This window comes from Curtobacterium sp. PhB172 (assembly GCF_003752545.1).
Lineage (GTDB): Bacteria > Actinomycetota > Actinomycetes > Actinomycetales > Microbacteriaceae > Curtobacterium.
Map to the genome: position 1 here is coordinate 29,636 of NZ_RKIF01000007.1, position 26,150 is coordinate 55,785.

Below are 26,150 nucleotides of genomic sequence, written 5' to 3' on the forward strand. Positions count from 1 at the left end.
GCTGGGGGCGGGAGTGACGAGGTGTGCGGGGCCGGCCGCTCCGCACACGTCCTGGTTCACTTGTCGGCCGAGTGTTCATCGGTCGAGGTGCGCACGGTCCCGGGTACAGATTCGGGCTTGACCGTGTCGACCTTCGGGTCGTCAGCGGTGATGACGGCCAGGCTCTGAGTGATGGTTGGGAGCATTTGCTCGAACTTGCGGTACGGCCGCATCACGAGCACCACGCCGATCCAGAGGACGGCGGGGAACGCGCCGGCAAGGAGGACAATGCCGGTGACGGCCGAGGGAGACTGAGTCTCGGCGGTCCCGTCGTAGCCGACGACGCCGAGCACCCAACCGGTCGCGGCGCCACCGGCCCCAGCACCCAACCGCACGAAGAACGTCGTGATGGCGCCCATCGTGCTCTCGAGTCGACGGCGCCCGCTCCACTGGTTGTAGCTCGCGTTGTCGATGACGAGGAGCTGCGTGAGGAAGGTGATGGGGAGGATGCCCAGACCGCTGAGAGCGCTGGAGATGAGGATCAGGATCAGGTTGCCGTTCGCGACGATCATGAGTGCGCCGGCGAGGACGCCGGCGATCGCACCGGTTGTGATGATGGTGCTGACCTTGAACTTCTTCATCAGGCGGGGGAAGAACAGCATCGAGGGCAGGATGAGGACAGGGATCAGCCCGGTGAAGCTCATCAGCGAGATATCGCCGACGACGTACTTGAAGTAGTAGACCGCGATCCCGGTGCCGCCGGCGAGAGAGCTGACGAAGCTGATTCCGGCGATGATCCAGATGTAGTGGTTCGTGGTGAGCACCTCGCGGATGTCGCGGAAGGTGACCTTCGGGGCGTCCTCGGCTTCGGTCTGGTACCTCTCCTTGAAGAAGAGGAAGCGGCCGAGACCGATCAGCGCGAGGGGGATCGCGAGGTAGAGCGCGAGCATCGACCAGGCCGGTGCGCTCGTGCCCGCCTGGGCGAGGAAGACGGGGAGGGCGACGTTGAAGACGACGACTCCGACGGTGGTGAAGAAGCCGGTGCGGGTCGACACCTTCGCGACGAGGACGCGCGAGTTGAAGGCGCGCGCGAGGTAGAGGTAGTCGTTCGCGCCGAGGAGCGATGTGAAGACGACGTTCGCCATCACCAGCCACACGAAGAGCCAGACCGTTTTGCCGACATCGTTGAAGTCGGGGGTCGAGAACAGCGCGTACGTCGCGACCCAGACGCCGACGATCGCCAGCTCGTAGGGGCGGGCCTTCCCCCACCGAGTCTCGGGGGTGCGGTCCACGAGCCAGCCGGAAATGACCACGACCACGGCCTCGAGCAGCTTGCTGACCAGAGCGAGGGTACCGAGAACGGCGGGGTTGAGTCCGAGGACGTCGGTGCCGTAGAAGACCCACATCCCCAAGAAGAGGTAGTTGACGGCGCCGGAGAGCCCGGTGGTCGTCCACGCGAGTCCCGCGCCGGTGGAAAGGCGGTCGGGATCGCTGCGGCGGCTGATCTTCCGAGCAGCGCGAGCGGTGAGGCGTGACGTCGTTGTCATCGGGTTCCTTCGGTGGAAGTGGGTGTCTGGGTAGACGGCCGGAGCCGGCAGCACCGGGATCCGAAACCAGAGTGAACCACACCATTCGACTCCAGGGCAACACTTTTTGATCGACGGCGAGTGTCAAACCTTCGTGAACACTCTGGATTCGCTGACCTATGCTGATCGGATGACGACGACGACGCCCGGGAAACGCGGCCCCTACGCCTCCACCACAAAGCGGCGGCAGACGATCGTGCAGGCCGTGGTGGAACTCGTCGACGAGCTTGGACACGAGAACGTCACGACGGCGCTCGTGTCGCAACGATCCGGGACCAGCGAGACGACAGTGCTCTACCACTTTCCCTCGAAGGACCACCTTCTGGTTGCCGCCCTGGGGGCGATCGAGGACGACGAGGCGGACCGCGCCCATGTCACGCTCGAAGACACGCTCTTGGACGCTCGCGCGTTTCGTAGGCTTGCGGACCCCGATCCCCACGATCCCCGGTTTCGCCTACTGAACTCGATGAAGGGATCTGCGTCGTTGGCGGGCCATCCGGCAGCGGAGTACTTCGCGCAACGCAACGCGCGGATCGTCGACCTCTTCGCTCGACTGCTCGAGCACAGCCAGAAAGCCGGCCTGGCACACCCCAACGCCGACCCGTGGCTAACGGCGCGACAGGTCATCTCCGTCTGGGATGGACTGTCGCAACTCTGGGTGTCCGACCCTTCGTTCGATCTCGGAGCCGCTGTCGAGGACGCTGTTTCCAAGCTGATCGGTCAGAACCTCATGGAGATCCAGAAGCTTCTCGGCACCTCCTTCAACTCGAGCTAGGGCGTGTCTCCGAAACCTCGTGTGGATTCTTGACCCGCCCCGCCTCAGCCGTGACGGAGTTGCGCCGCGCGGTCTCCGACTGGACCCCTGGTTGACGTGAACCTTCGAACGGGCTCGGAATGGCCTTGAGGGCCAGTCCAGAGGAACCCACGATCCCACCAACGGTAGTCGCGGGCGAGTGGCTTCGTCGCTGAGGGAAAGCGCCGGTAGAGGGAGCCGCTGCGACCCCCTCGCACGGGCAAGCCTGCGTGTTCGTCCGCAAGGCACCTCCGCTCATGACCCTGAACCGGGGTTCCGTCGCAACGTGTTGCTGATCACGATGAGGTCGCCCCGGTAGTACCCGACCGCGAACTCGATCGGTCGGCCGGTGGCGTCCGTGAGGAGCCGATGCTGCACCAGGAGCGGCGCGGACGGCTCGGTGGCGAGCAGCTCGGCGACCGCCGGGTCGGCCGGCACCGCCCCGGTGCGCACCGCGGCTTCACCGAGTTCGATGCCCGCCGCCTCGAGGAACCCCCACGTACCCGCATCCACGCCGGGTGTCTCCGCCCCGGGCTCCCGCAAGCCGAGGTCACTCCTGAAGTAGCTGGTCCACAAGACAAGGGGATCACGCGACGCCGTGATGCGTTCCCACCGGATGACCGGAGTCCCGCCTGGAACGACCAAGTTGTCCGCGACCACTTGCGGCGCGGGGACGAGCTCCCAGGAGAGCTTCCGGTAGTGGATCGCATTGCCCTCGACGGTGCTGTGTCCTGGCTCGCCGATCGCGCGTAGCTGGTTGAGGTGGTGGACGATCACGTGCGCCGTAGGTTCCGTTCCCTGGCCGCGGACTCGTCGGATGAGTCGCTCCGACACAAGGAGATCGAGCGCCTCGCGGACCACGTTCCGGCCGACCTGGTGTCGCCGGATCAGTTCGTCCTCGGACGGCAGCGCGGCAATCCCGCCGTCTCCGCGGAGCAGTTCGTCGCGGAGCATGTCGCGCAGCAGCCGTGCGCGGTGATGGCGACGTTCGAGGTACTTCGGCATGGGACCTCAGGGTCGCACACGCCGGGCGCCGGAGCACGAGGGGGCGGGAGTTTCGTGGCGTTGCGTCTTGGGTGGAACGCGGAAGCCCCGGTCAGGAGGCATTCGTGGACGAGTGAGTGGTGGCTTAGCAGGGGCGTAACGAGAGCGTGACGGGGCGGAAACCCCTGTGGATCACGCTCCTCTCATGCCCCTCACCACCATCGCCACCGTGTCGATGCCGGTCGTGTACGACCCTGACACGAACCTCACCGTGATGCTCGGCCGCATCCGGGATGCTGCCGAACTCGGTGCCGACCTGGTGGTGTTCCCGGAACAGGCCTTGCAGGGCTACCTCACGGACACGCTCAGTCTGGACTTCGAGAACGTCCGCTACCAGCAGCAGAACGCCGAGACAGTGCCGAACGGCCCGCGGGTGAGTGCGGTGATCGAGGCCGCGGTCGAGCAGAGCCTGCACGTCGTGTTCGGGCTGACCGAGCGCGACGACCGGTACGCGGATGTCCTCTACAACACCGTCGTCCTTGCCGGTCCGGACGGCTACATCGGCCGGTACCGCAAGGTGCACCAGCCCGGGGACGAGAAACACGTCTACCACCCGGGCGTCGGGTTCCCCGTGTTCGAGACGGGCATCGGCCGGATCGGGATGCTCATCTGCTACGACAAGTGCTTCCCCGAGACGACTCGGGCGCTCGCGCTGCAGGGCGCGGAGATCCTCGTCATGCCGACCGCGTGGGCGTACGACGACGCCGACGAAGCGGCTGAGGACGACATCCGTGTCGACCAGTACACGCTCTTCGGCCGCGTCCGGGCGCTGGAGAACCAGGCGTGGATGGTCGAGTCGAACGTCGTCGCGCAGCAGGGGAACCTCAACTACCACGGGCACTCACGGATCATCGACCCGAACGGCGTCATCCGCGCCGACACCGGGCCGACCGAGGGCATCGCGTGCGTCACCGTCGACGTCGAGGACACCATCCTCCGAGCCCGCGGCATCGACTACATCGGCTACCACTTCCTCAAGGACTACGTCCCCGTGCCCGCAACAGTCGGGCGCTACGGGGCAGGAACGGAATGACCATGTCCCATGCGATCGAGGTCCAGGGCATCGGGAAGCGCTACGGCGACGGCCCGCTCGTCCTGGACGGCATCGACTTCCACGCGAAGGCCGGCGAGTTCGTCTCCTTCGTCGGACCCTCCGGCTGTGGCAAGTCCACCCTCTTCAACATCATCACCGGGCTGCTCGCCCCCACCGAGGGTCGCGTCCTGGTCAACGGGAACGACACCACGGGCAACCCGAACCGGTCGATCGGCTACGTCCTGCAGAAGGACCTGTTGATGCCGTGGCGGACGATCATGCAGAACGTGGTCCTCGGCCTCGAGGTGCACGGGGTCCCACGGCGCGAGGCGCGCGAGCGGGCGTCGGCCCTGTTCGACACGTACCACCTGTCCGGCCGCGAGGACAGCTACCCGGGCCAGCTCTCGGGTGGCATGCGGCAGCGTGCAGCGCTCATGCGGACGATGGTCACCGACCCAGACATCATCCTGATGGACGAGGCGTACAAGGCCCTCGACTACCCGCTGAAGATCCAGCTCGAGAGCGAGCTGATGGACACCGTGAAGGCGGCGGGCAAGACGGTCGTGTTCGTCACGCACGACATCGAGGAAGCCGTCACCCTGAGTGACCGCGTCTACGTCCTCAAGGCCCATCCCGGACAGGTCGTGCAGGAGATCGAGATCGACCTCGGCACCGACAGCCACGCCATCAACGAGCGCCGCCTCGCGCCGGCGTTCAACGACTACTACGAGGCGATCTGGCGCTCCATCGGCACCGGCGCCCGGACGGAGCGCGCAGCATGACCGCCATCCAGATCGAAGAAGCAGCCACCGGGGCAGTCCGGACCGCACCCGAACGCCGCACCCGACCGCGGTCGTCGAGGCGACGCAGCGTCCTCGTGTCGATCCAGATCGCGATCGTCGTCGCCTTCCTGGCGGCCTGGCAACTCGGGGCGTCCGCGGGGTGGATCAGCACGTTCCTGTTCTCGAGCCCCGGGCAGATCGTCACGGTGCTCGCGCAGAACGTCGGGACCGGCGAGCTGTGGACCGACCTCGGCGTGACCGCGCAGGAGGTGCTCATCGGATTCGTGATCGGAGCCCTCGGCGGATCGCTCCTCGGCCTCCTGCTCTGGTACTCGCGGTTCGTCGCCGACCTCTCCGCGCCCTTCATCACCGCGATCGGGTCGATCCCCGTCCTCGCCGTCGCGCCGATGATGATCATCTGGTTCGGCACCGGTCTGGTGTCGAAGGTCGTCATCGTCGCGTTCTCGTGCGTCATCGTCTCGCTGACGAACGCCTACCGCGGTGCGCAGAAGGTCGACACCGATCTCCTCGACCTGATGCGCTCGTTCGGCAGCTCCAAGACCCAGGCGTTCACCAAGGCCATCGTCCCCGGGGCGATGTCCTGGGTCATCGCCGGCCTCAAGCTCAACGTCGGGTTCGCGATCATCGGCGCCGTCGTGGGGGAGTTCATCTCGTCCTCTGCGGGTGTCGGTCACACGATCGTCACCGGATCGTCGAGCTTCGCCATGAACCAGGTGCTCGCCGGCGTCGTCGTCGTGATGGCGATGGTCCTGGTCTTCGGCCTCCTGATCGATCTGCTGGAGCGCGTCCTGCTCCGGTGGGATCGCCGCTGACCCACAGCGGAAACCCCTCCCACCTCACCCTCCTTCCCTGCGCTCCTCCCACCGAAAGGGCTGTGCCCCATGCGATCTCCCCTCCCTCGACGCGCCCGCGTCCTCACCCTCGTCGCGGCGACCGCCGCCACACTGGTCGCACTCACCGGGTGCGCGTCCGGCTCCAGCGCGGCCGACTCGGCCGACGGCGAGACCCAGGACGTCACCATCAACCAGGCAGTTCAGACCCTCCTCTACCTGCCGCTCTACGTCGCCCAGGAGAAGGGCTACTTCGAGGACGAGGGCGTGAACGTCAAGATCGACACCGGCGGATCCGGCAACGCCTCATTCGCCGCGGTGCTCGGCGGCTCAGCCGGGTTCTCCATCCAGGACCCGGTGTTCTCCGCCAAGTCCCACGAACAGGGCGGTGAGGGTGTCATCGTCGCCGGCGTACAGAACGCCCCCGCCGAGTTCCTCGTCGGCAAGGACGACGCGAGCGCGCAGGACGACCCCACGATCCTGAACGGCAAGAAGGTCGTCGTCTCCCCGTCACCGGACTCCACCTGGGCACTCATGACGAAGATGATCGACACGTACGACCTCAAGGACGTCGACCTCATCAACGTCTCCCTCGGCAACGAACTCGCCGCCGTCGCATCCGGCCAGGCCGACTACGCGGTCGTCCCGGAGCCCTCGGTCAGCCAGGCCGTCGACCAGCAGGACATGCACGTCGTGTACTCATGGCCGGCCGCCGGCGACGAGTGGAACCCCTTCGCGTTCTCGTCACTCACCTCCACCCAGAAGTACGTGAAGGCGAACCCCGAGGCGACGCAAGGCGTCGTCAACGCATTCCAGCGGGCCTACAACTACATCTACTCAGACGAGGCCGGCACCATCAAGGTCGCCGAGAAGTACTTCCCGAAACTCGACAAGTCCACGGTCGCCTCCGCCGTCAAGCGGGAGATCGAGGCGGACGGCTACCCGCACGGTGCGACCGTCACCGAGGAAGCCTGGGACCACAACCTCCAGCTCGCTGCCGACATCGACAACGTCAAGAAGTACCCGGCCGACGCCACCTCGTACGACACGAACGTCGACACCACCTTCTCGGGCAAGGCCGAGAAGTCCTACCCCGCGAAGAACTGATCGACCCCACCACCCAAGGCGGGGCCGCCACCCGGCGGCCCCGCCTTCCCCGCCTTCCCCGCCTTCCCCGCACCAGAGGAGCTCCCATGGACGCGACCGCCCGCCAGACTCTGACCGAGGAGTGGACCGCTCGCGGACGCTCCATCGCCGCCTTCGTCACCGCGAACATCCCACCCGAGGTCGTCCCCATCTCGGTCTTCGACCACGCGCAGGCGGGACCGGCCGCTGCGGACACCACCGACGCCCGCGACGGAGCCCGCCCGTGACCGACCTCCACCGACCGATCGCGGAACTCGCCGGCATGCTCCGCTCCGGAACGACCACCGCCGTCGCACTCGTCGAGCAGAGCATCGCCCGCATCGACGAGCAGGCGGACCTCGCCGCCTTCGTCCACGTCGACCGTGACGGCGCCCGGGCCGCCGCAGCACGAGCTGACGCCGAACTCGCCGCCGCCGTCGACCGCGGTCCACTGCACGGCCTGCCCGTCGCGGTGAAGGACAACATCGACGTCGCCGGACAGCACACCCGCGCCGGCAGCCTGCTCCTCGGCGACGAGCCCGCCACGCACGACGCCACCGTCGTCACCAGCCTGCGCGACGCCGGTGCGGTGCTCGTCGGCCGCACGAACATGCACGAGCTCGCGTGGGGCGGCACCACGGACAACCCCCACACCGGACGCGCGCGGAACCCGTGGAACCGAGATCGGGTCCCCGCCGGGTCCTCCGGCGGGTCCGGCATCGCGGTCGCGGCCGGCATGGTCGTCGCGGCACTCGGGACGGACACGGGAGGCTCGGTGCGGCTCCCCGCGTCGGTCAACGGCGTCAGCGGGTTGCGTCCCACCATCGGTCGAGTCAGCAACGCCGGTGTCGTCCCACTCGCGTGGACCATGGACACCGTCGGGCCGCTGGCCCGGACTGCGGCGGACACCGCCGTCGTGCACGACGCGATCGCGGGGTGGGACCAGCGCGACCGGACCACGCGACGCGAGCCGGTCCACCCGACCGCGCCGAGCCTCCAGGCCGTCGACCCCGCCACCCACCTGCGCGGCCTCCGGGTCGGTGTGATCGCCGACTACGCGCTCGTCGGCAACCAACCCGATGTCACCGCCGGCGTGCGCGCCGCGCTCGACGCGCTCGTCGCCGCTGGCGCGGTGGTCACCGAGATCCACGTGCCCGGTGTGGACGAGCTCGTGGATGCGCAACTCGTGGTCGACGCTGTGGAGCCGAGCGCGATGCACCTCGACCTCCTGCGCACCAGGCCGGACGACTACGGCGACGACGTCCGGACGCATCTGGAGATCGGGCTCCGCTACTCAGGCGTCGAGTACGTGCAGGCGCAGCGTTTCCGAGCGTGGTTCCGCGACGGGCTGCTCGAGGCGATGCGCGACGTTGACGTCCTCGTGACACCGACCCTGCCGTTCACGGCGCTGCCGCACGGCGCGGAGAGCGTCGAACTCGACGGGGGGCCGGCGTCGCTCACGGCCGGGAACATGCGGTACACAGCGATCGGCAGCATGGCGGGCCTCCCCGGACTCAGCGTTCCGATCGGGCTCGACCGGGACGGACTCCCGATCGGGATGCTCCTCACCTCCCGAGCGTTCGACGAGACGCGAGCACTCGCAGCCGGGAACGGGTATCAGGCAATCACGTCGCATCACCTGCTGCGACCGCAGCTTTCTTGACCGCCCGCATGCCAGCCTGTGCTCGCGAGCAACTGCGCACCGCACGTCAGAGGTCGAGTCGCAGCCTCCGCACGCTCAGGCGGGAGCCCATCGACCGCGACGAAACAGTGTCGTGGCTGACCACTCGTCACCGTGCCGACGACCGCCGAACTCGGCCGGTTCACCGTTGGACGTCAAGTGTCTGTGCTCGGACGGCCGAGGCCACCCGATCGCGTCAGCGCAGCGAACGCAGAGTCTGTCAGCTCATCCAGCGGCGAGATGCCGTTGTCCTCGACCCAACCGTCGTAGGCCACCATCAGGCAGCCGACAGCAGCCATCACTCGCGTGCGCACCGCGATGATCGGCGTCCCGACCCGGGGCTCGCGTTTGAGCAGGAGGTCAACGAGTTCTGGGCGCCAAGTCGCCTGCTTCTCGTGAAGGCGTGCCCAGAGCGCGGGGGTGGACCAGACGAGCCGGATCCTGTCGAGGCCGTCCGCCGCATCTTGCAGCAGATCCACTGCCGGAGCAACCGCGGCGCGGAGCGCCGACCAGGCGTCCTCGGTCAACGGCTGGGTAGCGAGAACCGCGGCCATCTGGTCGCCAACGGTGTCGAAGACGTGCAAGACCACGTCCTCTTTGCTGCCGAAGTAGCGCAAGAAGGTGCTGCGTGAGACACCTGCTTCTCTCGCGAGGTCGTCGAAGGTGATGGCGTCGAAACCCGACTCGAGGAATTTCCGCAGACCGACGGCACCGAGTTCGTTGCGAACGGCGGCACGCCCGATCGCTCGCGTACTGGTCCCGTGCATCCGACCATCCTACGAGCCTTGACTTCAGTTGCAGGTACGAATTCTTGTGTCTACAGTGACACTCAGTGTCAAACAAGGCGCTGATGTTCACGCGATACGGAGAGAACACCCATGACCTACGACCTGCCCGCCCTGCACATCTCGGTAGCTGATGGGGTCGCCCATGTCACCATCGACAATCCCCCCTTGAACCTCTCTGACGGGACTCTCCTACCATCGCTGCGCCGGTTCGTCTCGCAGGTGCGTGGCGACGAAGCCGTCCGCGTGATCGTCTTCGACAGCGCTGATCCCGACATCTTCGTGGCGCACGGCGACACTCGGTTCATCACAGAACCCGAGGTGATGGCAGCCGCCGGCGCGGCAACGATGGCGGCGAATCCGGATGCGGAGTTTCCTGCGGACATGAACCTCATGCAAGTTGTCCACGAGGAAGTGCGCTCTCTCCCTCAGATCACGATCGGGAAGCTGACCGGCCTCGCCCGCGGCGGTGGCAACGAATTCCTCATGGCGTTGGACATGCGCTTTGCCGCCATCGGTAAAGCCGGTCAAGCCCAGCCCGAGGTGCTCATGGGCATCATGGCCGGTGGCGGAGGGACGCAGTACTTGACCTCGCTCGTCGGCAGGGCTCGTTCCCTCGAGATCCTCCTCGGCGCCCAGCTCGTCGATGCCGAACTCGCCGAGCGCTACGGGCTGGTGAACCGGGCTCTGCCGGCGGACGAGATCGATGAGTACGTCGGTTCACTGGCACGTCGGATCGGTGAGCTGAGGCCCGAAGTCGTCTTCGCCGTCAAGGAGGCGGTGAACACGGTTCCGAGCGGAGTGACGCGAAGAGGCCTCGCAACGGAGAATGCGCTTCTCGGTCCGTTGTTCACCGCCGACGCGGCAGAGCTTGCTCACCGGCTCCTCGACGCCGGCATGCAGACCCGTGCCGGCGAACTCCGCCTCGAGGCACTGATCAGCGAGATCTGACGGCTTGGGCGCCGGCTTCTCCATGCGAGACCGGCGCCCAGCAGTCACCGTTCACAGCTCAATGGCCGGGGATGTCGACCGAGCTGACGTTCACCTCGAGCGGGACGACGTCGGTTCGCACCCATGTCTCGTACACGTCGAAGCGTTCTTCGTTCTTCGTCCAGGACGTGGATTGCACGCAGATGACCGGCTCGCCGCGCACGACTTCCAGAGCTTCAGCGACTTCAGCAGTCGCGGCCCGCGCACGGATCGTGCGGTGCGCGCCGCGGAGTGGGTAGCCGGCACGCGTCAGCAGCTCGGAGAGGGACCCAGTTCCGTTGAGCACGGCTTCCGAATCGCCGACGATCGGGGCGACGCTTGGCGGACTGTAGTTGACGCTGTACACGGCAGGGACACCGTCCAGGTGGCGAAGGCGGACGAGTTCGAATCCCTCGACTCCGACCGCGACTTCGAGCAAGGCGGCGACGAAGTCCGGCAGCTTCGCTCTCCCCGATCGCAGGACGGTGGTGGTCACGGCGCGGTTCTGTCGTCCGACCGCGTTCTCAAGGAACCCTTCGGTGTTCTGGATCATCCATCCACGGTCGGACGACGGCCGCGACGCGAAGACACCTCGATTCGGGACACGCTGGGCTAGTCCTCGACTCTCAAGGAGCTGCAGGGCCTGCCGGACGGTCGCGCGGGCGATTCCGTACTCAGCGGAGAGGTCCAGTTCGCTCGGCAAACGGTCCCCCACAGCGATCGCCCCGGTCTCCACGCGGACCTGGAGCACATCAGCGAGCTGTTCGTAGTACGGCACAGGCGACTGCCGGTCAATGGCCTGTTGCTCGCTCATCCTGGCTCTCCTCGCATCGCACCCGGGGCGGCATGACACCACCACGTAGACGGTATGACCATCTCACACGGACAACCCGTACAGCCACCGCACGGTGCTCCGCTCCCGACCGATCTCAGCTATTGGACTGCAGGTTGCGAGGATCGCGCCGCCGTCTTCTCGAAGTACCCCATCGCCACCTTCGCAGCGTCATGCTGCTGCGAGATCTGCGTTTCGGTTCGCAGCGGGGCGAGTTCGTCGCCGTTCGTCGACCAGACCGGGAACGCCCCTTGCAGCGCAGCAAGCGCCTGCATCGCCGCCCCCTTGGCGACGTACTCCTCGGGATCGGGGACGACAACAGGTACGTCGACCATCTGCGTCAGGATGTGCTGAACCGCCTCACTTTGCGCAGCACCACCGATGAGGACGACGCGTTCCGTGACGATGCCGCACCGCTCCAACGCTTCAAGCATCTCGACCTGGCTCGCAAGGGTTCCTTCGATGATGGCCCGCGCGAAGTTCGGACGGTTGAAGTTGGTCAGGGACGCTTGATGCAGTGAGGCTCTCGCGTGGGGCAGATCCGGAGTCCGCTCTCCTTCGAAGTACGGCAACAGGGTCAGACCGTTCGCACCTGCCGGGGCAGAGAGCGCAAGGTCCGAGAGTTCGTCGAACGAGCAGCCGAGCAGTGCGGCGCCGAGTTCGAAGTTCCGGCCGGCGTTCAGGGTCGCAACGAGCGGTTGGAACTTGCCAGTGGCGTCCGCGTAGTTGCAGACGTATCCGGCGTAGTCGTGGATCGGCGTTTCGGACTGCGTGTAGACGACCCCGGAGGTTCCGAGAGAGAGCACGGTGTCGCCGGCGCTGACGTCGAGCGCGAGGGCTGCGGCTCCGTTGTCACCGCTGCCAGCGCCCACGACGATTCCTGCGGGGATGCCGGGGATACCTCCACCGGTCACACCGGCGCGGTCGAGCGGTCCGAGGATCTTCGGAAGGGTCACGGTCTTGCCGAACGCATGCTCGACGAGGTCCATGCAGTACTCACCGGTCTCCGGCGACCAGTACGCGGTTGCCGCGGCGTCCGATCGGTCGGTGACGAGAGCATCCAGGCCGCCGTGCCGGCTTCCGTACCCCAGGAGGCGCCAGGTGAGCCAGTCGGGGACGATCGCCACCGCGGCAGTTCGCTCGGCTGCCGCCGGGTCCGTGTCTCGCAGCCAGCGGAGCTTCACGACGGTGTCCGAGAGCGTGAGCGGCAGGCCCGTTCGGCGGATCCACGTGTCTCGACCGAGTTCCTCGTTCAGGCTGACCATCTGGCCGTGGGAACCGGTGTCGTTCCAGAGCGGTGAATCGCAGACGACCTCGCCGTCCTCGTCGAGGAAGACCGGAGTGTGCTGTTGACCGCTCACCGCGATCGCTTGCACGTCTTCGAGTCCGCCTGCACGCTCAACCGCTGTGAGCAGCGCCTGCCACCACCGATCCGGGTGGACGATCGTGCCGGACGGGTGTGACGCCTTCCCTTCCCGCACACGGTTGCCGGTCGCGGCGTCTCGAACAGTGACCTTGCACATCTGCGTGGATGAGTCGATTCCTGCGATCAGCATCGTCGACCTCCTTTGGGTTACGGAAGTTGTCTCAGACGGTTCGAACAGCCTCATGCGGGGAGACCCTTGAGGTAGTCCCACTGGGGCTGGATCGTTGCTCGCCATTGAGCGAGTGCCTCGCGTCGAGCCGTGTCGACGTCCACATCTTCCGGATCGCTGTCCTGCCAACTGAGCCGCTGGTCGGAGGCGAGGGCTTGCGCGCCGCGGGAGACGACCTCCGGGAATCGGGAGGCTGTGAGCGGTGTGCCGAGGAGGTCCGCCTTCAGCTGCTGCCAGAGCGGGTTCCCGCCTGCGGGCCCGATCACCTTCACGCGGCTCGCCGTGACTGGGAAGAGGTCGAGCACGTCGGAGAACTGCAGTGCCATCCCGAGGAAGCAGCCCAGGATGAGTTCGTTGGCGGTCGTGTCGGTCTGCAGCCCGGCGATCGCGCCGCGTGTTCGAGCGTTCTTCGTCGGCGGGGGGCTCCCGCGGAACTGCGGGAGGATCACGGGCACGCGGTCGAGCGCCACGTCGCCGGCGACGTACTCCTGGTGGATGCCGGAGATGCTGTCAGCGAGTTCCGATGCGGAACGGCCGAGCAGTCCCTGCAACGTCGCGAACGCCGAGCCACCAGTCGGGATCGAGGCGAACAGCGTGTAGTCGGACCCGGTGCAAGAGATTCCGTTCGCGAGCTTCGCGCGTCCTGCTGCCGGACCGAGAGTCGGTGCGTCGGTCAGGAACAGCAAGCCCTCGGTCGTCCCCGTCGAATTCAGCAGCTCGTTGTGTTCAAGGTCGGCGCCGACGGCACCGACCATGTGATCGTGGCCGGCGACGTGGACCATGACAGAGGTGTCCAGTCTGAGCTCCGCGGCCCGAACGGGCGAGAGCGTCGTGCCTTCGGAAGCGGTGCGGAGGTCGGGGAACCGGCTGACGTCCAGATCGAAGAAGTCGCACATCTCGGCCGACCACGTCCTGGCCGCGAGATCGAGCGCCATCGTCCTGCTGGCGAGGGAGAACTCCGACCATCGTTCGCCGGTCAGTTCGGCCGCTACGAACTCCGCCACGTTCAACCACTGCGCATCAGCAGCCCCCGAGCCAGCGTTGTCCACGGCCCACGCCACTTTCGAGATGCCGTAGTTCGGGTTCACCGGGAGTCCAGTGATCGCGTACACGCGATCGCGGCTGAAGACATCGAAGTCCTCGAGCCAGTCCGCTCCACGGTGGTCGTGCCAGAGGATCATCGGCGATGCCAACGACCCATCGGGGCGGACCAGCCCGCCGGACTCTCCCACACCGGCGATCGCGATGCGACGCACCGAACGTCGTGCCGCATCGTCGAGGCCGCGGACGAAGTCGGCGATCTGCTGCAGCAGCGCCTCCACCTGGTAGACCTCTCCCCAAGCGTCCCGGGTCGTCGGCGTCGGGTGCTTCGTCGAGACGACGACGCCGCCCACGTCGTCGAACAGGCACAGCTTGATGCTGGTCGTGCCGATGTCGACCGTGATGGTAGGGAGCACGGGGTGAGGTCCTTCGGTTCGGCGCTGAACGCGGTGACAGGTCAGGCGACGGATGGGTTCAGCGTGCGGATACGCTTCTCGACTACGTGGGTGATGGCGGCGACCGCGTCCGTGGAGACTCGGATGAGCGACGCCTCCTTCGGGTTGGCGTTGTAGGCCTCGCCGAACGAGCGGATCATCGCGTTCCGGAGATCGCTGGCAACGTTGACCTTCACGACGTTGTACTCGTGTAGCTGCGCGAGCTGCTCATCGGGCAGTCCGGAACCGCCGTGGATGACGAGCGGGACCGGGCTGGCGTCGCGGACGGCGGCGAGCAGCTCGAAGTCGATCGCGGCGTTCGGGACGTACCCGTGCTGGTTCCCGACCGATACCGCGAGCATGTCGCACCCGGTCGCGGCGACGAACTCGGCGGCCTGCTGGGGGTCGGTGTGTGCCGCGAACTCGGGAGCGACGTCGTCCTCCTTGCCGCCGATGCTGCCGAGCTCTGCTTCGAGAGCGAGCGACGACGGCGTCAGCTCTCGTGCGATCTTCGAGACGCGCACGTTCTCGTCGTAGTCGTACTCGGAGTAGTCGATCATGATCGAGGTGAAGTCCGCCGCAAGCGCATCCCTCACAGCATCGAGCGACTTCCCGTGGTCGAGGTGCAGCGCCACCGGGACGTCGCACTCTGCCAACCGGCGGCTGACCATGTCGTAGATGTACTCGAACCCTGACAGCGCCGCGTTGGTCGGAGCGACCTGGATGAACGTCGGAACGCCGACCTTCTCGATCGCTGCGACGATCCCCATCGTCGTTTCGATGTTCGTGGTGTTGAACGCGCCGGCGACGAGCCCGCGTGAAGTGCACTCGTTGATGACGTCGATACCGCTGACAAGAGGCAAGAGGGTTCCTTTCGGCCTGCACCGACGGCGTCGCGACGTGCAAGTCGCCGTGTTTTCGGAGCGCTTCGGTGGTCTCGGCGGCTTCCAAGGGGCGCACGCGGCGGCGCGGATGATTGCGTCATCGCGTCGCTGCGACGGAGATCCGTCTCGGCCGAACCGCCTGGGTTCCCGTCCATGGTAGGCAGGTTGGTACAGATTGTCTAGTCCATATGTACAGTCCAGCGAATTGTCCACATCGGGCTGTTGCGGTCCCGCTCATGGGACAGAATGACGCTCGTGAAGCGCGCACACCGGGGTCCGATCGTCTGCGGGGTCGACATCGGCAGTACCAACACGAAGGTCGTCGGTCTGGGTGCTGACAGTCGAGTCGTCAGCCGAGCCCAGCGACAGACCCCGCGCGACGACACCGATCTGTCCATCGACGCGCAGCAATTGCTTCGGCTCATCGAGGACATGCTCCTCGAGGTCTGCGGGACAGAGTTCGCCGTTCATGCGGTCTGCGCCGTCGGTGTCGGCGAGGACGGCATCCCCGTCGACGCACAACTGCGCCCAACGGCGTCGGCGCTCGCCTGGTTCGATCCACGACGAGCCAGGCTGTTCACCGCCGTCGCCCCGCAGCTCGCTGCAGCTGACGGAGTCGGCGTCGGCGACGATGCCGCAAGAACGCTCGTCGGTTGGCTCTGGGCCCGTGAGCAAGGACAGCTCGAATCCGCAGCAGGCTGGGTATCACTCACTGACTACGCAGCCAGCGCTTGGTCCGGCACCGCCTTCATGAGCGACTCGATCGCGGCGCGGACCGCAGCCTGGGACGGAAGAACTCGCTCATGGGTGCTGGCGCGAGTGGAGAGCACGCTGCGGGATCCGACGCTCCTGCCGAAGGTCCTCACCGCAGGTGAGGCCGTCGGACCGATCCTGTCGAGGCGCTTGGACGCGGCCGGAGTGCTTGCCCCAGGCGCACTCGCGATCGCTGGCGGCCACGACCATCCGATCGGCGGGTGGGCAGTGGACCGGCTAGACCAAGGAGCAGTACTCGACTCCATGGGAACCGCGGAAGTCGTCGTGGCGCAGGCGCCGGAGCAGGTGAACCGAACCACAGGAGTCGACGTCGCGCCCGGGATCCGGAACACCGGCACCTCACTCCTGTCGGTCGAGGAGTTCACCCGGAACGTCGAATGGGCGTCGCTCGACCCAGAGGTTGCGTCGGAACTGCGACTCATTGCGAGCGGTCGAAGGAAGCCGGACGGGTACGTGGACTCGGACGTGTTCGTCGCGGGCGATCGCGGCGGAGGCCGACCGAAGTACTCCGTCGGAGCTCCCGCGAAGGCGACATCGAGGGCGGCGGCGGTACTCGGCGCCCTCGCGCGGGTCGGCGCCGATGCGATCGACGAAGTCACCGCGCTGATGCCCGCACCAGGGCACGTGTACGTGGCCGGTGGATGGTCACGTGCGCCCGGCTGGCTCGCGATCAAGGAACAGGTCAGCGGACGGCGGATGCAGATCGTGCACGAGCCGGAAGTCGCAGCCGTCGGCGCAGCGATGCTCGCGGCGGCCGCGCTGGACTGGGTAGTCGACGCCGATACCGTGATGCGCGCCGACACCAGCCACGAGAGCGCCCGGTGATGCCCCGTCCCTAGGGCAGGTCACCGTGCCTGTCCGCAGCCGCGATCCGGAGGTTGCGGGGATCTTCCTCGCTTCGGAGCGCGAGACACAGCAGCGCCCCGACGACGTACATCGCCACGAAGGTGCCGATGAGGATGGGAACGTTTGCTGCTCCGCCGAGGACACCGACAAGGACCGGGCCGATGAACGCCGAGAGGCCTGCCGCGAGCGTGTACACAGCGAGCGCGCTCCCGCGATCTTCCGCCGGGACGAACGAGGGGACCAAGGCCGTGAGAGGTACGAAGCCGGCCAGACCGATTCCGAGAATCGCCCAGCACAGGACGGTGAGCCAGAAGTTCGGGCCAACCAGCACCGGCACGATGTACAGCGAGGCGGCCCCGACCGCGCTCATGACACACCCGAACCAAAGCACTGTGCGTTGCCACCCAAACCGGTCGCCGAGGACTCCGAAGAAGAGGTTGGCGAAGATGTTCGCCGTGTAGACGATCGTCACGATCTGCAGGTACTGAGACTGCGTGAAGCCGATCTGTTCAGTGAAGAAGAACGGCGCGACGACGAAGAGCGCGAAGTTCGGCGCCGTGTTGATGAGCCGTACGAGTGCTCCGACACTGACCCGTGGCTGACGCCAGATGATCGTGAGTCCCTTGGCAAGCTCAGCGATCGCGCTGTCGCCGTTGTGCGCGGGTCCGGCGTGCTGTCGGTCTCGGACGCCGAGGATGGCGGTGAGTGCCCCGAGGACCACGAGGCCCGTCGCAAGCCAGAAGGTGCCGACTTCACCGATGACCGGAATCGTCCAACTGGCCAGCAGCGATCCGAGCGTTGGCAGTCCAGCTCCGAATACGAACCAGAACCAGCCCACGGAGCTTCCGCGCTGCTCCGGTCGGGTCGCGGTGTTGATCCACACCAGGAACGCGTAGGCAAAGAACGGGTACCCGATGCCGCGAATCGAGTACGCGACGACGGCTACCCAGCGCACGTCAGCACCGACGCCGACGGTCAGGAACAGCGCCTCGAAGACGACCCAAGTCGCGGCGCCGATGATCATCACCTTGCGGGGGCCCAGGACAGAGGAGAGGGTGCCAGAAAGCCACGATCCGACGGTGACGAAGATGCCGTAGGCGCTGATCGTCACCGCGGCAGCGGACTCGCTGAAGCCTTCTGTGTCCACGAGAAACGGCGACAGGTAGTTCGACTCGACTCCGTCCCCGATCATGAACAGCAGGACGCCGAGGAACCCGAGCGCGAGTGGGGCGGGCAGGCCGAGCCGGTCGAGCAGCCCTCGACCCGTCGGCACTGCGGCGCTGGCGGTCATGGACTCGTTGGTCATCGCGCGTTCTCCTTCGAACGGATGTGGGGTGGGGGCCGCGCCGGACACCACGGAGGCGCGGCCCCCGACGAGTCACGGTTGATCGGACTCGCCAGTATTGAGAGCTAGAACCACTTCTCCGCACGGTGGTCCGCCTGGATCCGGCGGATGGTGTTCGAGCGCGACCGCAGCACGAGCGAGTCGGTGTGGATGACGCCGCGCGAGCGACGGACACCGTCGACCAGGACGCCGTCGGTGACGCCGGTGGCGACGAAGAACGTGTTGTCACCCGTGACCAGGTCGTCCTGGTCGAGGACCTTGTCCAGGTCGTGGCCGGCGGCGATGGCGCGCTCGCGCTCCTCGTCGTCCTTCGGCTGCAGCTTGCCGAGGATCACGCCGCCGAGCGCCTTGATCGCGCACGCCGTGATGATGCCCTCGGGGGTGCCGCCGACACCGACGCACATGTCGATCGTCGAGCCCGGCAGCGCCGCGGCGATGCCACCGGCGACGTCACCGTCGAGCAGCAGACGCGTCCCGGCACCGGTCGCACGGATCGCACGGATCAACTCGTCGTGACGGGGACGGTCGAGCACGGCCACGACCATGTCCTCGAGGTCCTTGCCCTTGGCCTTCGCCAGCGCGCGGATGTTCTCACCGATCGGCTTCTCGAGGTCCAGGACCCCGCGGCCCTCGGGCCCGGCGGCGATCTTGTCCATGTAGAACACGGCGGAGGGGTCGTACATCGAACCGCGGTCCGAGACGGCCATGACCGAGATGGCGTTCTGCCGGCCGGCGGCGGTGAGCGAGGTACCGTCGATCGGGTCGACCGCGATGTCGCAGGCCGGGCCGTGACCGTTGCCGACGTGCTCACCGTTGTAGAGCATCGGGGCGTTGTCCTTCTCGCCCTCACCGATGACGACGACGCCGTCGAAGTTCACCGTGCCGAGGAACTTGCGCATCGCGTCGACCGCGGCGCCGTCGGCGAGGTTCTTCTCACCGCGCCCGACCCACGGCTGCGCACGGATCGCGGCGGCCTCCGTCGCACGCACGAGCTCGAGGGCCAGGTTGCGGTCGGGCTGGAGGAACAGGGAACCGGTCTCCGTAGAGGGCTCGTCAGCGAGTGAAGGCATGGCTCCCATCATGTGACCTGCAACGATTTTTGTCTAGACAGTCCAACGCGTATAGACACAAGCAGCAATCTCGTCGTACTGTGTGTCAGCGGCTCGCCCAACGACGTAGCAGTCTCCGGGAGAACGCCCTGAAACGGCGGGTGCAACGCATCCGCGACGCGACTCCCGAGAGGATCAACGAAGATGCGCGCAGTAGTGCTCGACGGCACAGGCTCGATAGAAATCGCGGACATCCCCGCGCCGACGCCCGGCCCGAACGATGTCGTCATCGCCCCCGAGGCAGTCGGCATCTGCGGTACCGACATCCACCTTGCCTCCGGCGACTACCCCACCGGCACGTTCCCCGTCGTCCCCGGGCACGAGTTCGCCGGTACCGTCACAGCCACTGGTGCTGAGGTCACGAAGTTCGCCATCGGCGACCGCGTGTCGGTCGACCCGAACGTGAACTGTGGCCACTGCGAAGAGTGCCTCGCCGGCGCGACGAACCTGTGCGAGAACTTGGACCCGATCGGCGTGACCGTCAACGGCGCGTGCGCCGAGTTCGTCGCCGTGCCCGAAAAGGTCGTCTTCAAGCTGCCCGAAGGGGTCGATTGGGCAACTGGCGCCCTCATTGAACCACTCGCATGCGTGCTGCACGCGTTCGGGCGCATCAAGCCGATCGAAGGCCAGCGAGTCCTCATCTACGGAGCCGGCTCCATCGGACTGCTCGCTCTCGCGGTTGCGAAGGCGCGTGGCGCGAAGAGCATCGAGATCATCGAACCGAGCCCCGTCCGTCGCGACGCCGCGATCGATTTCGGTGCGGACTCCGCTGGGGCGCCTGGTACGAACTCCGGCGTGCAGGACATCGACCTCGTGATCGAAGCCTCCGGACACCCGGCGGCGGTCTCCGACGCTCTGACCCGACTGGCGAAGCGCGGCACGCTCCTGCAGATGGGCGTGGTCAGCCCCACCGCCACCATCGATCTCCGCCCGTACGACCTGTTCGACCGCGAACTCTCCATCGTTGGCTCGCAGTCCCTCGCTACCTCCTACCCCGACGCGGTCACCGAGATCGTCACCCTCGACGACCTCGCCCCCCGCACCGTCACCCACACCTTCGGGCTCGACGACTACGCCGCCGCGCTCGAGGCAGCGAAGTCCGAATCTGCCCGCAAGGTGCATCTCCTCCCGCAGCAGTGACGCTGCCCTCACGGAAGAAACCCGCCATGTCCACCACGCACATCCGTACCAGCGGCCCGGCCTCGACCGGCTTCATCGACCGACTCGGACTTCCCCGCCCGCTCGTCTGGGGCTTCGTCGGCCTGCTCCTCTTCATGATCGGCGACGGCGTCGAATCGGGCTACATCGCGCCGTTCCTCGCGAACAACGGCGCGGGTACCGAGACGAACGCCGCCATCATCATCTCCGTGTACGGCGCCGTCGTCACCATCGGCTCTTGGTTGTCCGGAGCCTTGTCCGACGTCTGGGGCCCCCGACGCGTGATGATCATCGGCGCCGTCACCTGGGCCGCACTCGAGGTGCTCTTCCTCGCCGTGGCACTCCCCACCCAGAACTACTGGCTGATGCTGGTCATCTACGGCCTCCGCGGTATCGGCTACCCGTTCTTCGCCTACGGATTCCTCGTCTGGGTCCTCGCGGGCAGTCCCGCACACCGGCTCGGATCGGCAGTGGGCTGGTTCTACTTCGCCTTCACCGGCGGCCTTCCCACGCTCGGATCCCTGCTCGCGAGCGGTACCGAGCCGCTCATCGGCGAGTACCTGACCCTCTGGATCTCGTTGGTCCTGGTGGCGCTCGGGGCCGTCGTCTCGCTCGTCGGACTGCGGGGCGCCAAGGGAGGGAACCGACTCGCCCGACCAGAGGTCACCACGGGACGCAGCATCGTGAACTCCGTCGCCATCGCCTTCACCAGCCCGCGTGTCGGCCTCGGCTGCCTCGTGCGGATCGTGAACACCGCGCCGCAGTTCGGTCTGTTCGTCTTCTTCCCGACGATCTTCGCGAAGGACCTCGGCTTCGGAACCGCCGGCTGGCTGCAGCTGGTCTTCGTCCTCGGGGCGGCGAACATCTTTGCGAACCTGTTCTTCGGAGTGCTCTCCGACCGGCTTGGGTGGCACCGCACGCTGCGGTGGTTCGGCTGCATCGGGTCGGCGGTCGCGGTCCTCGCGTTCTACTTCATCCCACAGGCCACCGACGAGTACTGGGTGTCCGTGCTGTGCGCTGCGTTCTTCGGTGTGACGTTGGCCGGCTTCACACCGATCTCCGTGCTCATGTCCCTCATGGCACCGGGGCAGAAGGGCAACTCCATTGCAGTGCTCAACCTGGGTGCCGGCGCTGCGACGTTCGTCGGACCGCTGATCGTTGCGATCTTCCTCGCACCGCTCGGAGCTGGCGGTGTGACGATCATCTTCGCCGCGCTCTACGTCCTCGCTGGCATCTCCGTTCGTTGGCTGCGCGTCCCGGAGGAGTCCGCGAAGGTCGTTGCCACCGGCGGCACGCTGCAGGACCTCGCCGAAGACCCTGAGATGGTCGCTGGCACGCCGGCTCCGGGAACGCCGGAGCAGCTGAAGTAACGACTTCTCGGCCGCACCGTTCGGCGGCCGGGAGCTACGAGGGTGGACGCGATCGCGTCCACCCTCGTTTCATGTGCGACCGCGCGCGATGCGACAGGCCACGCAACCGGCTCAGAGGTTGATCATGTGGCCGGTCAGTCCGTGGAACGCTTCTTGGAGCGCTTCTCCGAGTGTCGGGTGGGTGTGCACGTTGCGGGCAAGCTCCGCGGCCGTGAGGTCCCACTTCTGCGCGAGCGTGAGTTCGGGCAGCAACTCTGCGACGTCGGCACCGATCATGTGTGCGCCGAGGAGTTCGCCGTGGGCGGCGTCGGCGATGAGTTTCACGAACCCGCTCGGCTCGCCGAGGCCCTGCGCTTTCCCGTTCGCGGTGAAGGGGAACTTTGCGACGATGATCTCGTGGCCGTCGTCGCGAGCTTGCTGTTCAGTGAGGCCGAAGGATGCGACCTGCGGCTGCGTGAAGGTGGCGCGCGGCATCATCCGGTAATCGCCGAGCGGCAGGGTCTCCGCGCCAGCGATCGTCTCTGCTGCGACGATGCCTTGCGCCTCCGCGACATGGGCGAGTTGCAGTTTTGCGGTCACATCGCCGATCGCGTAGATGTGAGGGACGTTCGTTCGCATGAAGTCGTCGATCGCGATCGCGCCGCGTGTGGTGAGCTGTACGCCGGTGGCCTCGAGGCCGAATCCGAGAACGTTCGGGGCGAAGCCGACGGACATCAGCACACGGTCTGCTGTGATCACGTCAGTCGCCCCGGCCGCGTCGACGTAGGAGACGTCGACGCTCCTGCCGGAATCGGTGACGGTGTCGACGCGGGAGGAGGTCAGGATGTCGATGCCGAGCTTCTTGTACTGCCGGGTGATCTCCTTCGACACCTCCGGGTCCTCGTTGGGGAGGGCCCGGTCCAGGAACTCGATGATCGTGACGTCGACGCCGTAGTTGCGGAGCACGTACGCGAACTCCATGCCGATGGCACCGGCGCCGATGACGATCAAAGAAGCGGGCAGCTCGCGCTCGAGGATCTGGGTTTCGTAGGTGACGACGTTGCTGCTCAGTTCGACGCCTGGGAGGCTGCGGACGGTGGATCCCGTGGCGATGATCGCATCGTCGAACGTCACCGTTTCCGCGCCGCCGCCGGTGAGTTGGACGTCGATGGTCTGGGCATCGCGGAACACACCGTATCCGTCGATCTCGGCGATGCCGTTCTTCTTCATCAGGTAGTGCACGCCCTTCACGCGGCCGTTGGCTACGCGCCGGCTGCGATCGAACGCGACGCCGTAGTCGAACTGGACGGTGCCGGAGATGCCGAAGACGTCTGCTTGGCGTGTGACGGTGTGCGCCAGCTCGGCGTTGCGCAGCAGCGCCTTCGAGGGGATGCAGCCCACGTTCAGGCACACCCCTCCCCAGTAACGGCTCTCGATGACGCCGACCTGCATACCGAGTTGCGCGGCGCGGATCGCGGCCACGTAGCCCCCTGGACCAGCTCCGAGGATGACGAGGTCGTAGTGAGTGCTCATGGTGCCCTTCCTTCCGGGTTCGCTTACGCGGCGGTTTTCGCTGCGGTGGTACAAGGCAGGCAGGCGTCGACCTGACTGCGGATGTCGGCAAGGACCTCGTCGAGGGAACGCTGCGCGAAGACCGTGGCGGTGGTGCTGACGTGCACGATCGCGGTGACGACGCGAGCAAGCACTTCCGCGTCCTCAGCGGGTACACCACTGCCTTCGAGACGGCGCGCGACGCCCGCCTCCAAACGGCCGGAGAGCATCAGGCCGGTGCGCCGGTGGGGCTCGTCGGGATCTCCGAAGACAAGCTCGTGGAGGTACGTACGGCCGTTCTCAACCTGCTCGCGGACGCACTGCACAACGGGCATCAGCACCGCCATCACACGACACGTCTGCCCCACAGGCTCGGGCGCAGCGAGGCCCTGCTCTACGGCGTCTGCAAACTTGTCGTTCTGCACCATGATCAACAGTTCCGCCTTCGTCGCCGCGTAGAGGTACAAGGTGCCGATCGCTACGTCGGCGCGATCCGCGACCTGCTGCGTCGTCACACCGCTCACGCCACGCTCCGCGAACATCTCACGCGCCGCCCGCATGATGCGGTCGCGCTTGTCGGTCTTGGCCCGTTCGCGCCGCCCTACTGATTGCTCTTGTAGTGCCACAACATCTCCTTGACAAGATAACTGAGTTGACTCAAACTTGAGTCTACTCGGGGTTTCCGACGTTTCGAAAGGTCGAGAGGACTCATCCATGAGGCTCAGTAAGGGGCCCTGGCGCGATGTACCGACGAGAACCATGGCAGCAGCCGGGACACAGTTCGCGGTTCGTGAGTACGGAGCGCACTCGGAAGTCCCGCTCGTACTCCTGACGCATCTCGGTGCGAATCTGGACAGCTGGGATCCTGCCGTCGTGGATGCTCTGGCGCTGGACCGTCGTCTCATCGCCATCGACTACCGCGGCGTCGGCGCATCCGCCGGAGTGGTAGCGGACACCTTCGACGCTATGGCTGCCGATGTGATCGCTGTGCTCGGGGCACTCGAGTACGAACGGATCGATCTGTTTGGGTTGTCGATGGGCGGCATGGTCGCTCAGGCCCTGCTCGGCCAAGCACCCGAGCTGGTCGAGCGGGTGGTCCTTGCTGGCACGGGACCGCAGCACGGCCCGGGGCTGAAGGCGATGACCGGGGTCGCGATCCGTAGCACCGTACGGGCCGCGTTGACGCGCCGGGACCCGAAGCAGCTGCTGTTCTTCACCCGCAGTGCCGCTGGCCGCGCCGCTGCTTCCGCGTATCTCCGGCGGCTGACCGAGCGGAACAGGAACAGGGACAGTTCCGTCACGCCAGCGGTATTCCGGGCGCAACTTCGCGCCGTGAACCGTTGGGGGGACGCGGCAGCGCCGTCGGCGCCGTTGTGGTCCTCCCCAACACTGCTGATCCACGGCGAAGAAGACCGGATGGTCCCCGTCGTCAACGCACACGCCTTGCACGCACTCCTGCCGGACAGCTCCTTGGCCACCTTTCCGGACTCTGGACACGGTGTGGTGTTTCAACACTCCACGGCCGTCACCGACACCATCCGTCAGTTCCTTACCCGCTGACTGCCCGTTCGTATTCATCGCCCCTACCGACAGAGATGGAAGACATCATGCAGGCGTTCGTCCTGACCAAGTACAAGCAGCCCCTTGAACTCCGAGACATCCCCGAGCCCACCGTCGGCGAACGCGACGTCCTCGTCACGGTCGAAGCCGCAGGGCTCAATCAGCTCGACGAGAAGATCCGGGAGGGCGAGTTCAAGCCGATCCTGCCCTACAAGCTACCGACCACTCTCGGCCACGACGTCGCAGGGACTGTGATCCGGGTAGGAGGCAAGGTCAGCCATTTCAAGCCGGGCGATCAGGTGTACTCACGCCCGAGGGACCACCGCATCGGCGCGTTCGCCGAACGTATCGCCATCGACGAAGCCGACCTCGCACTCACGCCGACGACGATCACCACGATCGAGGCCGGATCGTTGCCGCTCGTCGCGCTGACCGCATGGCAGGCACTCGTGGAGCGCGGCAACGTCCAGCCCGGGCAGAAAGTCCTCATCCACGCCGGTTCTGGCGGTGTGGGCACAATTGCCATTCAGCTCGCGAAGCACCTCGGTGCCCACGTCGCCACGACGGCCTCTGCAGCCAACGCCGATTTCGTCCGCCAACTCGGCGCCGATGTGGTCATCGACTACCGCAGCCACGACTTCGAACAGGAACTCTCCGGCTACGACTTCGTCCTCGACAGTCTCGGCGGCGAAAATCTCGCCAAGTCGCTTCGCGTTCTCAAGCCCGGTGGGAAGGCCGTCAGTATCAACGGTGCGCCCGATCCTGCGTTCGCGAAGGAAGCCCACCTGAATCCGGTCGTGAAGCTCGTCGTCGCTGGGCTGAGCCGCAAGGTGCGCGCCCAGGCAGTGAAGCTCGGCGTGACGTACGAGTTCCTGTTCATGCGAGCCGACGGTGCGCAGCTGCAGAAGATGACCGACCTCTTCGAGCGCGGGATCATCCGCCCTGTCGTCGGCGCGACATTCCCGTTCGAACAGATTCCGGCTGCACTGTCGTCGCTCGGGAAGACGAGTATCCGCGGCAAGGCCGTCGTCACACTCTCTTAGC

General features: G+C 66.5%; 24 protein-coding genes and 1 pseudogene. 14 read left to right on the forward strand and 11 right to left on the reverse strand.

What is annotated here, in order from left to right:
• Positions 1 to 56: 56 nt before the first annotated feature.
• On the reverse strand, positions 57 to 1,526 hold the full coding sequence (locus EDF42_RS07285) for an MFS transporter (RefSeq protein WP_123671904.1): 1,470 nt from the start codon (positions 1,524 to 1,526) through the stop codon (positions 57 to 59).
• A 169-nt stretch (positions 1,527 to 1,695) separates the two neighbouring features.
• Between EDF42_RS07285 and EDF42_RS07290 the strand changes: the two genes are divergently transcribed.
• Complete coding sequence (locus EDF42_RS07290; RefSeq protein WP_123671905.1) at positions 1,696 to 2,340, forward strand: TetR/AcrR family transcriptional regulator; 645 nt, start codon at positions 1,696 to 1,698, stop codon at positions 2,338 to 2,340.
• Between the two features lie 273 nt (positions 2,341 to 2,613).
• Here EDF42_RS07290 and EDF42_RS07295 read toward each other — a convergent pair whose 3' ends face one another.
• Positions 2,614 to 3,363 (reverse strand): GntR family transcriptional regulator, encoded by a 750-nt coding sequence (locus tag EDF42_RS07295; protein WP_123340216.1) that lies wholly within the window; start codon positions 3,361 to 3,363, stop codon positions 2,614 to 2,616.
• Positions 3,364 to 3,547: 184 nt separating this feature from the next.
• Here EDF42_RS07295 and EDF42_RS07300 point away from each other — a divergent pair, with 184 nt between their 5' ends.
• From EDF42_RS07300 to EDF42_RS07325, 6 genes are all read left to right on the forward strand, one after another.
• Positions 3,548 to 4,435: a carbon-nitrogen hydrolase family protein gene (locus EDF42_RS07300; RefSeq protein ID WP_123293797.1), complete on the forward strand. Its 888-nt coding sequence runs from the start codon at positions 3,548 to 3,550 to the stop codon at positions 4,433 to 4,435.
• 2 nt (positions 4,436 to 4,437) lie between these two features.
• Positions 4,438 to 5,217 carry an ABC transporter ATP-binding protein gene (locus EDF42_RS07305; RefSeq protein WP_123293796.1) on the forward strand — a complete coding sequence of 260 codons (780 nt, stop codon included), beginning with the start codon at positions 4,438 to 4,440 and terminating at the stop codon, positions 5,215 to 5,217.
• The gene (locus EDF42_RS07310) at positions 5,214 to 6,050 is read left to right on the forward strand and encodes an ABC transporter permease (RefSeq protein ID WP_123671906.1); all 837 of its coding nucleotides are present in this window, start codon (positions 5,214 to 5,216) and stop codon (positions 6,048 to 6,050) included. Before EDF42_RS07305 ends, EDF42_RS07310 begins: the two co-directional genes overlap by 4 nt.
• A 69-nt stretch (positions 6,051 to 6,119) precedes the next feature.
• Positions 6,120 to 7,175 (forward strand): ABC transporter substrate-binding protein, encoded by a 1,056-nt coding sequence (locus tag EDF42_RS07315; RefSeq protein WP_123671907.1) that lies wholly within the window; start codon positions 6,120 to 6,122, stop codon positions 7,173 to 7,175.
• Between the two features lie 86 nt (positions 7,176 to 7,261).
• Entirely contained in the window at positions 7,262 to 7,441 is a 180-nt protein-coding gene (locus tag EDF42_RS07320) for a hypothetical protein (protein ID WP_123671908.1), read from the forward strand.
• Positions 7,438 to 8,856, forward strand: a complete 1,419-nt coding sequence (locus tag EDF42_RS07325) for an amidase (protein ID WP_221181008.1) — start codon at positions 7,438 to 7,440, stop codon at positions 8,854 to 8,856. Before EDF42_RS07320 ends, EDF42_RS07325 begins: the two co-directional genes overlap by 4 nt.
• A 173-nt stretch (positions 8,857 to 9,029) precedes the next feature.
• Here the strand turns inward: EDF42_RS07325 and EDF42_RS07330 are convergent, their stop codons facing one another.
• The gene (locus EDF42_RS07330) at positions 9,030 to 9,641 is read right to left on the reverse strand and encodes a TetR family transcriptional regulator (RefSeq protein WP_123340212.1); all 612 of its coding nucleotides are present in this window, start codon (positions 9,639 to 9,641) and stop codon (positions 9,030 to 9,032) included.
• 111 nt (positions 9,642 to 9,752) lie between these two features.
• On the opposite strand from EDF42_RS07330, the gene EDF42_RS07335 reads away from it, so the two are divergent.
• Positions 9,753 to 10,610, forward strand: a complete 858-nt coding sequence (locus EDF42_RS07335; protein WP_123671909.1) for an enoyl-CoA hydratase/isomerase family protein — start codon at positions 9,753 to 9,755, stop codon at positions 10,608 to 10,610.
• A gap of 58 nt (positions 10,611 to 10,668) precedes the next feature.
• Here the strand turns inward: EDF42_RS07335 and EDF42_RS07340 are convergent, their stop codons facing one another.
• The 4 genes from EDF42_RS07340 to EDF42_RS07355 all read right to left on the reverse strand — a co-directional run bounded on the left by EDF42_RS07340 (position 10,669) and on the right by EDF42_RS07355 (position 15,393).
• The gene (locus tag EDF42_RS07340) at positions 10,669 to 11,442 is read right to left on the reverse strand and encodes a GntR family transcriptional regulator (protein ID WP_123340211.1); all 774 of its coding nucleotides are present in this window, start codon (positions 11,440 to 11,442) and stop codon (positions 10,669 to 10,671) included.
• A 119-nt stretch (positions 11,443 to 11,561) separates the two neighbouring features.
• The gene (locus tag EDF42_RS07345; RefSeq protein ID WP_260235228.1) at positions 11,562 to 13,070 is read right to left on the reverse strand and encodes an FGGY family carbohydrate kinase; all 1,509 of its coding nucleotides are present in this window, start codon (positions 13,068 to 13,070) and stop codon (positions 11,562 to 11,564) included.
• A complete protein-coding gene (locus EDF42_RS07350; RefSeq protein WP_123671911.1) occupies positions 13,067 to 14,512 on the reverse strand; it encodes an L-fuculokinase in 1,446 nt (481 codons plus the stop codon). The genes EDF42_RS07345 and EDF42_RS07350 overlap by 4 nt, the downstream gene beginning before the upstream one ends.
• Positions 14,513 to 14,553: 41 nt before the next feature.
• Positions 14,554 to 15,393, reverse strand: a complete 840-nt coding sequence (locus EDF42_RS07355) for a class II fructose-bisphosphate aldolase (protein WP_123293787.1) — start codon at positions 15,391 to 15,393, stop codon at positions 14,554 to 14,556.
• Positions 15,394 to 15,660: 267 nt separating this feature from the next.
• Between EDF42_RS07355 and EDF42_RS19385 the strand changes: the two are divergent.
• Both EDF42_RS19385 and EDF42_RS19230 read left to right on the forward strand, forming a co-directional pair.
• Positions 15,661 to 16,317, forward strand: a pseudogene (locus EDF42_RS19385) (FGGY family carbohydrate kinase); the annotation flags it as partial.
• Between the two features lie 114 nt (positions 16,318 to 16,431).
• Positions 16,432 to 17,013 carry a hypothetical protein gene (locus EDF42_RS19230; RefSeq protein WP_243648833.1) on the forward strand — a complete coding sequence of 194 codons (582 nt, stop codon included), beginning with the start codon at positions 16,432 to 16,434 and terminating at the stop codon, positions 17,011 to 17,013.
• A 10-nt stretch (positions 17,014 to 17,023) separates the two neighbouring features.
• On the opposite strand, the gene EDF42_RS07365 is transcribed toward EDF42_RS19230, so the two are convergent.
• Both EDF42_RS07365 and glpX read right to left on the reverse strand, forming a co-directional pair.
• Positions 17,024 to 18,325: an MFS transporter gene (locus tag EDF42_RS07365; protein ID WP_185040818.1), complete on the reverse strand. Its 1,302-nt coding sequence runs from the start codon at positions 18,323 to 18,325 to the stop codon at positions 17,024 to 17,026.
• 119 nt (positions 18,326 to 18,444) lie between these two features.
• Complete coding sequence (gene glpX, locus EDF42_RS07370; protein WP_395861609.1) at positions 18,445 to 19,458, reverse strand: class II fructose-bisphosphatase; 1,014 nt, start codon at positions 19,456 to 19,458, stop codon at positions 18,445 to 18,447.
• Between the two features lie 174 nt (positions 19,459 to 19,632).
• Between glpX and EDF42_RS07375 the strand changes: the two genes are divergently transcribed.
• Together EDF42_RS07375 and EDF42_RS07380 are read left to right on the forward strand one after the other, a co-directional pair.
• Positions 19,633 to 20,628 carry an alcohol dehydrogenase catalytic domain-containing protein gene (locus EDF42_RS07375; RefSeq protein WP_123293784.1) on the forward strand — a complete coding sequence of 332 codons (996 nt, stop codon included), beginning with the start codon at positions 19,633 to 19,635 and terminating at the stop codon, positions 20,626 to 20,628.
• 26 nt (positions 20,629 to 20,654) lie between these two features.
• Complete coding sequence (locus EDF42_RS07380; protein ID WP_123293783.1) at positions 20,655 to 22,016, forward strand: MFS transporter; 1,362 nt, start codon at positions 20,655 to 20,657, stop codon at positions 22,014 to 22,016.
• 111 nt (positions 22,017 to 22,127) lie between these two features.
• Here EDF42_RS07380 and lpdA read toward each other — a convergent pair whose 3' ends face one another.
• Together lpdA and EDF42_RS07390 are read right to left on the reverse strand one after the other, a co-directional pair.
• Positions 22,128 to 23,528: a dihydrolipoyl dehydrogenase gene (gene lpdA, locus EDF42_RS07385; protein WP_123293782.1), complete on the reverse strand. Its 1,401-nt coding sequence runs from the start codon at positions 23,526 to 23,528 to the stop codon at positions 22,128 to 22,130.
• A gap of 23 nt (positions 23,529 to 23,551) precedes the next feature.
• Positions 23,552 to 24,172: a TetR/AcrR family transcriptional regulator gene (locus EDF42_RS07390; RefSeq protein ID WP_123671914.1), complete on the reverse strand. Its 621-nt coding sequence runs from the start codon at positions 24,170 to 24,172 to the stop codon at positions 23,552 to 23,554.
• Between the two features lie 133 nt (positions 24,173 to 24,305).
• Between EDF42_RS07390 and EDF42_RS07395 the strand changes: the two genes are divergently transcribed.
• On the forward strand, positions 24,306 to 25,106 hold the full coding sequence (locus EDF42_RS07395) for an alpha/beta fold hydrolase (protein WP_185021020.1): 801 nt from the start codon (positions 24,306 to 24,308) through the stop codon (positions 25,104 to 25,106).
• A 47-nt stretch (positions 25,107 to 25,153) separates the two neighbouring features.
• Positions 25,154 to 26,149, forward strand: a complete 996-nt coding sequence (locus EDF42_RS07400) for an NADP-dependent oxidoreductase (protein ID WP_123293858.1) — start codon at positions 25,154 to 25,156, stop codon at positions 26,147 to 26,149.
• Position 26,150 lies beyond the last annotated feature (1 nt).

What these genes read in the sequence shown, in the direction of transcription:
- EDF42_RS07340 (WP_123340211.1), bottom strand. Translation starts at nt 11,442, where the DNA reads ATGAGCGAGCAACAGGCCATTGACCGGCAGTCGCCTGTGCCGTACTAC.
- EDF42_RS07345 (WP_260235228.1), bottom strand. Translation starts at nt 13,070, where the DNA reads ATGAGGCTGTTCGAACCGTCTGAGACAACTTCCGTAACCCAAAGGAGG.
- EDF42_RS07310 (WP_123671906.1), top strand. Translation starts at nt 5,214, where the DNA reads ATGACCGCCATCCAGATCGAAGAAGCAGCCACCGGGGCAGTCCGGACC.
- lpdA (WP_123293782.1), bottom strand. Translation starts at nt 23,528, where the DNA reads ATGAGCACTCACTACGACCTCGTCATCCTCGGAGCTGGTCCAGGGGGC.
- glpX (WP_395861609.1), bottom strand. Translation starts at nt 19,458, where the DNA reads ATGGGAGCCATGCCTTCACTCGCTGACGAGCCCTCTACGGAGACCGGT.
- EDF42_RS07290 (WP_123671905.1), top strand. Translation starts at nt 1,696, where the DNA reads ATGACGACGACGACGCCCGGGAAACGCGGCCCCTACGCCTCCACCACA.
- EDF42_RS07400 (WP_123293858.1), top strand. Translation starts at nt 25,154, where the DNA reads ATGCAGGCGTTCGTCCTGACCAAGTACAAGCAGCCCCTTGAACTCCGA.
- EDF42_RS07365 (WP_185040818.1), bottom strand. Translation starts at nt 18,325, where the DNA reads ATGACCGCCAGCGCCGCAGTGCCGACGGGTCGAGGGCTGCTCGACCGG.
- EDF42_RS07285 (WP_123671904.1), bottom strand. Translation starts at nt 1,526, where the DNA reads ATGACAACGACGTCACGCCTCACCGCTCGCGCTGCTCGGAAGATCAGC.
- EDF42_RS07335 (WP_123671909.1), top strand. Translation starts at nt 9,753, where the DNA reads ATGACCTACGACCTGCCCGCCCTGCACATCTCGGTAGCTGATGGGGTC.
- EDF42_RS07330 (WP_123340212.1), bottom strand. Translation starts at nt 9,641, where the DNA reads ATGCACGGGACCAGTACGCGAGCGATCGGGCGTGCCGCCGTTCGCAAC.
- EDF42_RS07375 (WP_123293784.1), top strand. Translation starts at nt 19,633, where the DNA reads ATGCGCGCAGTAGTGCTCGACGGCACAGGCTCGATAGAAATCGCGGAC.
- EDF42_RS19230 (WP_243648833.1), top strand. Translation starts at nt 16,432, where the DNA reads ATGGGAACCGCGGAAGTCGTCGTGGCGCAGGCGCCGGAGCAGGTGAAC.
- EDF42_RS07300 (WP_123293797.1), top strand. Translation starts at nt 3,548, where the DNA reads ATGCCCCTCACCACCATCGCCACCGTGTCGATGCCGGTCGTGTACGAC.
- EDF42_RS07315 (WP_123671907.1), top strand. Translation starts at nt 6,120, where the DNA reads ATGCGATCTCCCCTCCCTCGACGCGCCCGCGTCCTCACCCTCGTCGCG.
- EDF42_RS07305 (WP_123293796.1), top strand. Translation starts at nt 4,438, where the DNA reads ATGTCCCATGCGATCGAGGTCCAGGGCATCGGGAAGCGCTACGGCGAC.
- EDF42_RS07295 (WP_123340216.1), bottom strand. Translation starts at nt 3,363, where the DNA reads ATGCCGAAGTACCTCGAACGTCGCCATCACCGCGCACGGCTGCTGCGC.
- EDF42_RS07320 (WP_123671908.1), top strand. Translation starts at nt 7,262, where the DNA reads ATGGACGCGACCGCCCGCCAGACTCTGACCGAGGAGTGGACCGCTCGC.
- EDF42_RS07380 (WP_123293783.1), top strand. Translation starts at nt 20,655, where the DNA reads ATGTCCACCACGCACATCCGTACCAGCGGCCCGGCCTCGACCGGCTTC.
- EDF42_RS07395 (WP_185021020.1), top strand. Translation starts at nt 24,306, where the DNA reads ATGGCAGCAGCCGGGACACAGTTCGCGGTTCGTGAGTACGGAGCGCAC.